The following is a 10,036-nucleotide window of genomic DNA, read 5'->3' as shown; positions in this document are numbered from 1 at the left end:
TGCGATAAGGCTATTCAATAAATTCCCTCATGTACGTAAAAAGCTATGGGGCAATAGCTTTTGGGCCAGAGGTTATTTTGTAGATACAGTAGGTGTTAATGAAGAAATCATTAGACGATATGTGCGCCATCAAGATAAACAAGATCAGGAACATGAGGCTCAATTGTCGTTGCAGATGATGTAGTTTTTGGAATAGCCCCTTCCAGGGGCAAGTCAAAGCCGCCTTCTAAGAAGGCGGATTCTTTACTAAGTGCCTTTTGATTCAGTATCTTAAAAAGCCAGACTTTGTTCTGGCTTTTTATTGTGTCATGAAATGTTTTTAATCAAGGAGTTAAGATGAAAATTCGAGCCGCAACCTTAACTGACATCCCTGAAATAAGCGTATTACTCACTCAATTAACCCAAGAATTTATCGCCCCAACTTGCACTGCTGAGGGCGCTGCAATCTTAGTCAATGCCATGTCGATAGAGGCGATTGGTAGCTACTTTGCTATGGGTTATCAGTACCATGTCGCCATAACGGACTCAGGCCAACTCGCAGGCGTAGTGGGGATGAAGGCGAATAGTCACTTATACCATCTCTTTGTCGCCTCCCATGCGCAGGGGCAAGGCGTGGCGCGAATGTTGTGGGAACATGCCAAAGCTCAATGTTTAGCCCAAGGCAATTCGGGCATATTTACCGTGAACTCGGCGCTGAATGCGCAGGCTGTGTACTTAGGCTTTGGCTTTGTGCCCCTTGGACCCGAGCGAGAACGCGGCGGGATCCGTGATATTCCCATGCAGCTAGTGCTTTAGGTTGACTGTACTCATTTATCATCCAAACACGAGCACTATCATTCGACTGAATAGTAATTCAACGAAAAAGCTTGAGCGAAAAGAGTTTGAACGAAAGCACTAGAGTGCAAAGAACTTGAATAAAAAGAACTTTACCGAATAGAACTAAAAATAGAGGAATTATGGCAAATTTAACATTTTATCCCATCGGCACTATAGGCGAAAAATGGGGCGAGGCTGAAAAAGCTGCATGGCTTGCAAGCGCCAAAATAAAGCGTTCGTATCAGGACGATGTCGTGACGCCACTCAAGGCGATGGAAGCTGCACTCTTGGCACTTGGGCTTACCGTTGTGCAATATGGCGCCTTATCGATTAATGCCGATCGTTACCCATTATTTGCGGTAAAAAGCCAGCAGTTTGATCCACAAAAGCCAACCGTGCTCGTGACTGGTGGTGTGCACGGTTATGAGACCAGCGGTGTGCATGGCGCATTGGCCTTTTTAACGAATGAAGCGGCGAATTACGTGCAACGGGTGAATTTAGTGGTTGCCGTATGTGTGAGTCCTTGGGGTTACGAGACCATTAATCGCTGGAATCCAAAGGCTATCGATCCAAACCGTTCATTCTATGCCAACAGCCCCGCAGAGGAATCGGCGGCCTTGATGGCTCTAGTTGCATCCGTAGAGCAAGGTTTTGATCTGCATGTGGACTTACATGAAACCACTGATTCAGATGAATTAGAATTTCGTCCAGCGCTTTGCGCCCGTGATGGTAAAGAGTACGTCAAAGGTACTATCCCAGATGGTTTTTATGCTGTGGGTGATACAGAGCACTCAATGGATGCCTTTCAGAAAGCCATTATTGATAGTGTGAGTAAAGTGACGCACATTGCTCCTGCCGATGAGAAAGGCGAGATCATTGGCTCGACTGTGGTGCAGCACGGGGTGATTAACTATCCGCTTAAGTCATTAGGGCTTTGCAGCAGTGTCACGGGTTGTACCTATAACACCACGACAGAAGTGTACCCAGATAGCCCAACGGCCACGCCTGCCGAATGTAATCTGGCGCAGGTTGCAGCCATCACCAGCGCCATTGATTATGTACTGGCACAGCGTTAGTCACAGTTTGTTGTGATGTTCAGCTTAGTGATCGTAAGTGAGTGATGCCCAGTTGAGTTAGCTGCTAGTGAAGTCATTTTGCGTGCGATCGATTAACGCATTAGGTCATTCACGGAACATCACGCAATAAAAAGCCCTCATTCGAGGGCTTCTTCATTTATGTCGCGCGGCTTTTATTAAGCACGAGCCTAGCATTGGCAGGCGATAACCTAGTTGTTGTCGCTATAGTCACGGCCATAATAGCTATCGAGGAACAGTTGTTTCAGCTCGTTAATCAATGGGTAACGTGGGTTGGCACCGGTACATTGATCATCGAACGCATCTTCGGCTAATTCATCTAACTTGGCGAGGAAGTCGGCTTCGTTGACACCGGCTTCTTGGATAGAAGCAGGAATGCCAATCGTCTTCTTGAGGTGTGTGATTTTCTCAAGCAATTTTTCGACTTTTTCTTCATCCGTCTTTCCGCCTAGTTTCAAGTGATCTGCGATGGCAGCATAACGGCACAGGGCTTTTGGCCTGTCGTATTGGCTAAAGGCCGCTTGCTTAGTGGGCAGATCCGTTGCGTTAAAGCGTATTACGTTGTTGATCAGCAGCGCATTGGCTAGGCCATGGGCGAGATGGAACTCGGCGCCTAGTTTGTGTGCCATTGAGTGGCAAATCCCAAGGAAAGCGTTAGCAAAGGCGATACCCGCAATAGTGGCGCCATTGTGGACCTTTTCACGGGCGACAGGTGATTGTGAACCCAAGTTGTAGGCATCGGGTAAATATTTGCACAGTAAGTCGAGGGCTTGTAGCGCTTGGCCATCGCTGTACTCATTCGCCATCACGCTGACATAGGCTTCTAATGCATGGGTCACCGCATCTATGCCACCAAAGGCTGTGAGGGATTTAGGCATGTCCATCACAAGATTTGGATCAACAATCGCCATATTGGGCGTGAGTTGATAGTCGGCAATCGGGTATTTTTTACCTGTAATTTCGTCTGTCACTACCGCAAAAGGTGTGACTTCTGAGCCAGTGCCTGAGGTGGTAGGAATTGCCACCATCATGGCTTTGGTGCCCATTTTAGGGAATTTGTAGATACGTTTACGAATGTCCATAAAGCGCAATGCTAGATCGGCAAAATCCACATCTGGATGCTCGTACATTACCCAAATAATCTTAGCCGCATCCATTGGTGAGCCGCCGCCGAGCGCAATTATCACATCGGGTTTAAAGCTTTGAGCGACCTTAGCGCCTTGACGGACTATGGCTAAGGTGGGGTCGGCTTCAACATCGTAAAAAATTTCGGTTTCAAGGCCTTGGGCTTTTAAAATCCGCATGGTTTCATCGCAATAACCGTGATTGAACAAAAATCTGTCTGTGATGATCAGCGCGCGTTTTTTATCGCTCAGTTCTTCGAGCGCGATGGGTAAACTGCCGCGGCGGAAATAGATAGATGCAGGAAGCTTGTGCCACAACATGTTTTCGGCCCTCTTAGCGACGGTTTTTTTGTTGATCAGATGGCTCGGGCCAACGTTTTCTGAAATCGAGTTGCCACCCCAAGAACCACAGCCTAACGTCAGCGAAGGCGCTAGTTTGAAGTTGTACAGATCGCCAATGCCGCCCTGTGAGGCTGGGGTGTTGATCAAGATACGCGCCGTTTTCATTCTAAAACCAAAGGCATGTACACGTTCGGTTTGGGTATCTTGGTCGGTATAAAGCCCTGATGTGTGGCCAATGCCGCCGAGTGCGACTAAAGCTTCAGCTTTATCCATGGCATCGTTAAAGTCGATGGCGCGGTACATACCAAGCAGTGGTGATAATTTTTCATGGGCGAAGGCTTCGCTGTCGCAAATGTCGGTGACTTCACCAATCAACACTTTTGTCCAGTGTGGCACTTCAAAGCCCGCCATTTTCGCGATACTGGCAGCACTTTGGCCAACGATATCAGCATTCAAACCGCCATTTTTTAAAATGACGTGCTGCATCGCCGCGGTTTCATCCTTCGATAGCATGTAGCCACCATGGGTTGCGAAACGCTCTTTAACCTGCTCATAAATACTGTCGACCACAATTACCGCTTGTTCTGACGCACAAACGACGCCGTTATCGAAGGTTTTCGACATGAGAATCGAACTGACCGCGCGTTTGATGTCGGCAGTTTCATCGATAACAATAGGCGTGTTACCCGCACCTACGCCAATCGCGGGTTTGCCGGAAGAGTAGGCGGCTTTCACCATGCCAGGGCCACCTGTTGCGAGGATTAAATTCACCTTAGGGTGAGTCATCAATTGATTTGATAGTGCAACGCTGGGTTCATCAATCCAACCAATAATGTCTTTGGGCGCGCCCGCGGCTATGGCAGCATCAAGCACTAATTTTGCTGCAGTTGTGGTCGATATTTTGGCCCTAGGATGGGGCGAGAAGATGATCGCGTTACGAGTTTTAAGGCTGATTAAGGCTTTAAAAATGGCAGTCGATGTGGGGTTCGTGGTGGGGACTATGCCACAGATAATGCCTACGGGTTCAGCAATGGTAATAGTACCGAAGGTGACATCTTCAGATAAAATTCCGCAGGTTTTTTCATCTTTATATTTGTTATAAATGTATTCGGAGGCAAAGTGGTTTTTAATTACTTTGTCTTCAACGACACCCATGCGGGTTTCTGCGGCGGCCATTTTGGCCAGCGAGATACGCGCATCGGCAGCGGCGAGGGCCGCTGCACGGAAAATTTTATCGACTTGCGCTTGGCTGAATGTTGCATACTCGGCTTGTGCTTTGGCCACTCGCTCGACCATGAGATCCAGTTCTTGTGCATTGGTCACTGTCATGATTAATACTCCTAAAAAGATTTAGTGAATCAAGGCATTCACTAAATCCTCTTTATGGTAGAAAATTACACCTAAAGCCGCGTTGAAAGTGTGATATCAACGACAATATCGTGCTTTTATGTAATAAAACTACACTTAGGGTAACTTGTTTGTTTAAAATTGCGCTGAAAATGCATCGGCTTCGATAACTAAATATTATTCGAAGTTGTGATTTAACCTCAAAAATCTCATTTTTCAGTCAATAGCGCTTGAGATACTATACTTGCCCTCAAGCTTATTTTGATGAAGACGGCGTGACACGCACATAAGGATAGTCCCTTGGAGTTAACTCTTTACGTTAAATTTTTTCTTGGCCTCGTTGCCATCATTAATCCGGTTGGCTTGTTGCCTGTGTTTGTGAGCTTAACGAGCCATCAAACGGAGGCTGAGCGGAATCACACGGGTAAAGTAGCGAACTTTGCGGTTGTGGTGATCCTCTTAGTCACGATTGTGGCGGGGCAGCACATTCTGAATATGTTCAGCATTTCGTTATCTGCCTTTAGAATTGCTGGTGGCAGCCTGATTGCCATTATTGCGATGTCAATGTTGCAAGGTAAGTTAGGTGAAGTGAAGCGTAACCAAGAGGAAGACCGCGAATCCTCGGCGATGGAATCTGTGGCGGTTGTGCCTTTGGCTTTGCCACTGATGGCGGGACCTGGCGCTATCAGTTCGGTGATTGTCTTTGCCGCTGAGCATAATTCATTGTCGAACATTATTGCGATGTTCATTACTGTGATAGTGTTTGGTTTAGTAAGTTTTGGCCTGTTTAGAATGGCATCTATCATTTATAAGATCCTCGGCAAAACGGGTATTAACGTGATTACCCGTCTCATGGGACTCTTGATGTTATCTATTGGTATCGAAGTCATTGCGGCTGGTGTGAAGGGATTATTCCCACAGCTTTTCAGTTAGAGTCATCTTCAGTCACAGTATTAAGTGTTCCTTTCTCTAGAAAAACGCATTGGAATTTTCAATGCGTTTTTTATTTCTATCTGATCCTTGTTTGACGTTTCTTAAATTTGCTCTGCGATTAGCAAAATCTAAGCTATTGATGGAATATGGGGGAAATCCTCGTTTATCAGGATATTAGCTTGCGCAATTTCCATAAACCTTAGTCGTCCTACGGTTGATATTATGCTATACCTAGTGTTCGGTGTTCGGTGTTTGGATCTAAAACTAAGTTTAAAAGGATATTTCTATGAAATGGCAATGGATTGGTAATCTCAGTCTAAAACAAAAATTATTAATGGTTGTCTTGCCTCCACTGTTAGCCTGTTTTTTATGTGGCACGCTTTACCTCATTGAAAAATATGAATATAGAAAAGATTTAACCTTAGTAGTGCAATTAAGCGAGCTGGCCGTCACCAACAGTAATTTAGTGCATGAGTTACAAAAAGAGCGCGGCATGAGTGCTGGATTTATTGGCTCAGCAGGAAAAGCGTTTGCGGGTAAAATTCCTGGTCAAAGACAATTAACGGATACGCAGCTCGGCCTCTATCAGCAATTTATCACTGAGAACCATCTGCCGGAGATATTTGCCCCAAAACTTAGAGAGCTAAACGCTCAACTCGTGCGTTTAAATGCAATCCGCTCGCAGGTGGATAGTTTAAGTATCAGTGTCGCCGATGAAGTTGCCTATTACACTGAGTTAAATAAGTTATTACTGACAATAGTTGATGAAACCGCAAAAACGGGTGCTAATCAAGAAATCGCCATTAAAGCGACGGCTTTTAGTGCTTTTTTGCAATTAAAGGAAAGGGCGGGGATTGAAAGGGCGGTACTCAGCTCAACTTTTGGCCAAGCTGGATTTAAGCCTAAGGTTTATGCCAAATTTATTACTTTGGTTTCGGAGCAAAATACCTATCAAGAGCGTTTTTTAGCGCTAGCAAATTCTGATTTATTATCCTCGTTTAACCGTTTACAGAGTTCAGCTGCAATGCATGACGTTGAGTTGTTACGTCAAATCGCATTCGAGCAAGATAATCAAAAAATCCTGCAACAAAGTCCTGAAGAGTGGTTCAGTAAATCGACCGCGCGGATTGAGCTATTACGTGAGTTTGAACAGCAAGTCTCGGCAGATTTACTTAATACCACCCATGAAAGATTAACATTAGCGAATGAGAAAATGTTCTTAGTGCTCGCGACCTTAATCTCAGTATTGGCGATAGTCTTGATATTGAGTCTATCTGTTATCCGTTATTTGCATGACAGTGTGCATCACTTATATTCGACCATCACGCAAGCCCGTAAACATTACGACTTAAGTGTGCGTCTGACTCACTCTAGCTCCGATGAATTCGGTGAACTCGCCATCGCCTTTAACGACATGATGAGTGATTTTGAAAAAGTGATCCTACATGTACGTTCCAGTGGCGCTAAATTGCAACAAGCTGTTGCGCAAATGGATCTCTGTACCCATGCCATGGAGCAAGATGTGATGGCGGGCCACAGTGAGGCAGAACAAGTGGCCTCCGCTATGACAGAAATGAGTGCAACAGTGGCCGAGATTGCCAGCAATGCAGTGCAAGCATCCGAAGCGTCTTCCGCCGCCAATATAGAGGCTAAAGAAGGCAACCTCGAAGTCGGCCGAACCAGCAAAGCGATCAAAGCGTTAGCCGACGATATTAGTGGAGCTTCTAAAGCCATTAACGATTTAGATCGTGAAATTCACGGCATAGTGGTAGTGCTTGAAGTGATCAGCAGTATTGCTGAGCAAACTAATTTACTCGCGCTTAATGCCGCCATTGAAGCTGCCCGCGCAGGGGAAATGGGCCGCGGTTTTGCTGTAGTTGCAGACGAAGTCCGAAGTTTAGCGCAGCGCTCACAAACCTCGACCTCTGACATTAAAAATATGACAGATAGATTGAAGGCGGGAGCGAGCATTGCAGTAAAAGCCATGGACAGAGGGTTAGCTCAGGCTAATAGCAGTGTCCATGAAGCCGAACAGGCTGGTATCGAATTGAAACGTATTGTGGAGCAAGTAGACATTATTGACCGCATGAACGAGCAAATTGCCACAGCAACCCATGAGCAATCGGCGGTATCCGAAGACGTAAACCGTAATGCACTGAAGATCAGTGAGATTTACCTTAATACTCAAAGGATCTCCGATGAGCTTAGGGAGCTGACCAAAGCCCTGACGTTTGACGCGAATTCAATGTCAAAAGAAGTACACAAATTTACCGTCAATTAACGGTATAAAACGGTGAAAAGATTCAAGAAATCACGGCGGTTTGTTTAGCAATTGTGCAACCGCCTGAAACTGAGTCTTTTTTACTTGACCCCCTTTAGGCTTTTGCGTACAGTACCGCTCCGTTAACGATGAAAGCCTCTCGGCAAGGCTATACGAAATCGTTAGTGATTCTTAAACGTGAAAGATTAACCACGCTAACATAAATCGAGATATGGTGAGGTGTCCGAGTGGCCGAAGGAGCACGCCTGGAAAGTGTGTATACGGTAACGTATCGAGGGTTCGACTCCCTCTCTCACCGCCAAATTCAAGTTTAAAGACGTCCTAGGGCGTCTTTTTACTTATCTGCTTTTTATAAAAATCAATAGCTTACAATCCTATATTGTTTAATACTATCCTACAGCATCCGAAATCTTTAGTAATGCCAAAAGTAATGCCAAGGAAATTTGGTAAATTTTGGCATTACTTTTGACTTCAAAAAATACCCATTTTTTATGCCGTTTTTTTACTTGATTTTCTCGATTTTATAGCCCAGATTTAACTTGGTAATATCCTGATTTATCTGAATTTATTCAGTGATAAGTAATGCTTGATTTTAGAGTGCGAAATAATGCCAAAATCAAGCATTACTTTGGGGCTTAATTTGAGGGAGGAGAACGGTATGGGAAGAAGTACAAATAAGCTGACTGCAAAAGCGGTGCTCAATGCTAAAGCGGAAGCAAAGCCCTATAGATTGTCAGATGGTGGCAATCTCTATCTCTATGTGCGCACAGCAGGGAAAACATGGGAATTTAGATACATACGTCCCTCCACCAGCAAACCTACCTATTTTGGTTTAGGCTCATACCCTGACGTATTCTTAGCTGAGGCGCGAGATAAAGCACTAGCAGCGCGAAAAAACTTGGCCGAAGGCATCGACCCTCAATTACTTAAAGTTGAAAACAAATTAAAAGCGGCAACAGAGAACGCTCAAACTCTGAAGCATATTGCGCAAATGTGGATGGACTCAAAGCAGGGAAGCATTAAGGCTAAAACCATCGAAGGCAATTGGCGCAAGCTTGAGCTGTATGCCTTCCCTAAGCTGGGGAGTATTGCGATTAGCAGACTCACGGCTCCTATAGCCATTGCCGCGCTCAAGCCCCTTGAACAGAAGGGGCATCTTGAAACGGTTAAACGTACCGCTCAGTTACTGAATGAAATCATGAACTATTCGGTTAACTCTGGTTACATTCATGCCAATCCGTTGTCAGGTATTCGAGAAGTTTTTAGAAAAAGCAAAGTGGAGCATCTGAAGGCATTAAAACCAGCAGAGCTAGCTGAATTACTGCAGACCGTCGCAAACGCCAATTTATTGTTAACGACCCGGTGTTTGATTGAATGGCAATTGCACACAATGACCAGGCCAAATGAAGCGGCCGGAGCCCGTTGGGAAGAAATCGATTTTGATGCCAAACTTTGGACTATTCCTGAATCACGCATGAAAATGAATCGTGAGCATATTATCCCGCTTACAGAGCATACCCTTGCGATACTCGAAACTGTTAAGCCGATTAGTGAACAAAGCCAATTCGTTTTTCCGTCATCTAAAGATCCCAAAAAGCACACAGATCCAGAAACCATCAACAAAGCATTAGGGCGGATGGGATTAAAGGGAAGAACAACGGGTCATGGTTTACGCTCGCTGGCGAGCACTACCTTAAACGAACAGGGCTTTGATGGTGATGTCATTGAGGCCGCGTTAGCCCACGTAGATAAAAACCAAATCCGCAGCGCCTATAATCGCACTACCTATCTAGAGCGACGGACCAAGTTAATGGAGTGGTGGAGCAATCATATTGCCACTGCAGCAGTTGGCTCTTTGTAGTGGCACACTAATTTTGGCCACCTAAATAGAGGTGATATTATTACCTCGTAGATGACTTTAGGTGAACACATGAGATCGACAACCAGAAAAACATTTAGTGCTGAATTCAAACTTGAAGCAGCCCAATTAGTCCTCGATAAAAACCATAGCATCATCGAAGCTGCAAAGGCGATGAACGTAGGTAAGTCCACTATGGATAAATGGGTGAGACAGTTAAAACTAGAACGCCAGGGTGGCA

7 protein-coding genes, 1 tRNA gene and 1 pseudogene are annotated in these 10,036 nt (G+C 45.3%); 8 read left to right on the top strand and 1 reads right to left on the bottom strand.

Annotated elements, in window-relative coordinates:
- The 3 genes and pseudogenes from tnpA to L5M18_RS22085 all read left to right on the top strand — a co-directional run.
- A pseudogene (tnpA, locus tag L5M18_RS22095) lies at positions 1-184 on the top strand (IS200/IS605-like element ISSod23 family transposase); the annotation flags it as partial.
- 152 nt (positions 185-336) lie between these two features.
- On the top strand, positions 337-795 hold the full coding sequence (locus L5M18_RS22090) for a GNAT family N-acetyltransferase (protein WP_105252309.1): 459 nt from the start codon (positions 337-339) through the stop codon (positions 793-795).
- 161 nt (positions 796-956) lie between these two features.
- Complete coding sequence (locus L5M18_RS22085) at positions 957-1,892, top strand: M14 family metallocarboxypeptidase (RefSeq protein WP_263198623.1); 936 nt, start codon at positions 957-959, stop codon at positions 1,890-1,892.
- A gap of 209 nt (positions 1,893-2,101) precedes the next feature.
- On the opposite strand, the gene adhE is transcribed toward L5M18_RS22085, so the two are convergent.
- Positions 2,102-4,705: a bifunctional acetaldehyde-CoA/alcohol dehydrogenase gene (gene adhE / locus L5M18_RS22080; protein ID WP_263198622.1), complete on the bottom strand. Its 2,604-nt coding sequence runs from the start codon at positions 4,703-4,705 to the stop codon at positions 2,102-2,104.
- A gap of 318 nt (positions 4,706-5,023) precedes the next feature.
- On the opposite strand from adhE, the gene L5M18_RS22075 reads away from it, so the two are divergent.
- The 5 genes from L5M18_RS22075 to L5M18_RS22055 form a co-directional block, all read left to right on the top strand.
- On the top strand, positions 5,024-5,656 hold the full coding sequence (locus L5M18_RS22075; RefSeq protein WP_006081420.1) for a YchE family NAAT transporter: 633 nt from the start codon (positions 5,024-5,026) through the stop codon (positions 5,654-5,656).
- Positions 5,657-5,942: 286 nt separating this feature from the next.
- Positions 5,943-7,937, top strand: coding sequence for a methyl-accepting chemotaxis protein (locus tag L5M18_RS22070; protein ID WP_263198621.1), 1,995 nt, complete (start codon positions 5,943-5,945; stop codon positions 7,935-7,937).
- 213 nt (positions 7,938-8,150) lie between these two features.
- A tRNA-Ser gene (locus L5M18_RS22065) sits at positions 8,151-8,238 on the top strand.
- Positions 8,239-8,595: 357 nt separating this feature from the next.
- Entirely contained in the window at positions 8,596-9,798 is a 1,203-nt protein-coding gene (locus L5M18_RS22060) for a tyrosine-type recombinase/integrase (RefSeq protein WP_263198620.1), read from the top strand.
- A gap of 69 nt (positions 9,799-9,867) precedes the next feature.
- The coding region (locus L5M18_RS22055) for a transposase (protein WP_263179741.1) at positions 9,868-10,036 on the top strand (169 nt) is incomplete at its 3' end.

The organism is Shewanella sp. SM20, assembly GCF_025654545.1.
GTDB classification, from domain to species: Bacteria; Pseudomonadota; Gammaproteobacteria; order Enterobacterales; family Shewanellaceae; genus Shewanella; species Shewanella oncorhynchi.
Note: the sequence above shows the minus strand (reverse complement) of the source record. Positions and strands in the feature narration are given on the sequence as shown.

Excerpts from the sequence above, each read along its gene's own strand:
- L5M18_RS22060 (WP_263198620.1), top strand. The coding sequence starts at position 8,596 with ATGGGAAGAAGTACAAATAAGCTGACTGCAAAAGCGGTGCTCAATGCT.
- L5M18_RS22085 (WP_263198623.1), top strand. The coding sequence starts at position 957 with ATGGCAAATTTAACATTTTATCCCATCGGCACTATAGGCGAAAAATGG.
- L5M18_RS22070 (WP_263198621.1), top strand. The coding sequence starts at position 5,943 with ATGAAATGGCAATGGATTGGTAATCTCAGTCTAAAACAAAAATTATTA.
- adhE (WP_263198622.1), bottom strand. The coding sequence starts at position 4,705 with ATGACAGTGACCAATGCACAAGAACTGGATCTCATGGTCGAGCGAGTG.
- L5M18_RS22090 (WP_105252309.1), top strand. The coding sequence starts at position 337 with ATGAAAATTCGAGCCGCAACCTTAACTGACATCCCTGAAATAAGCGTA.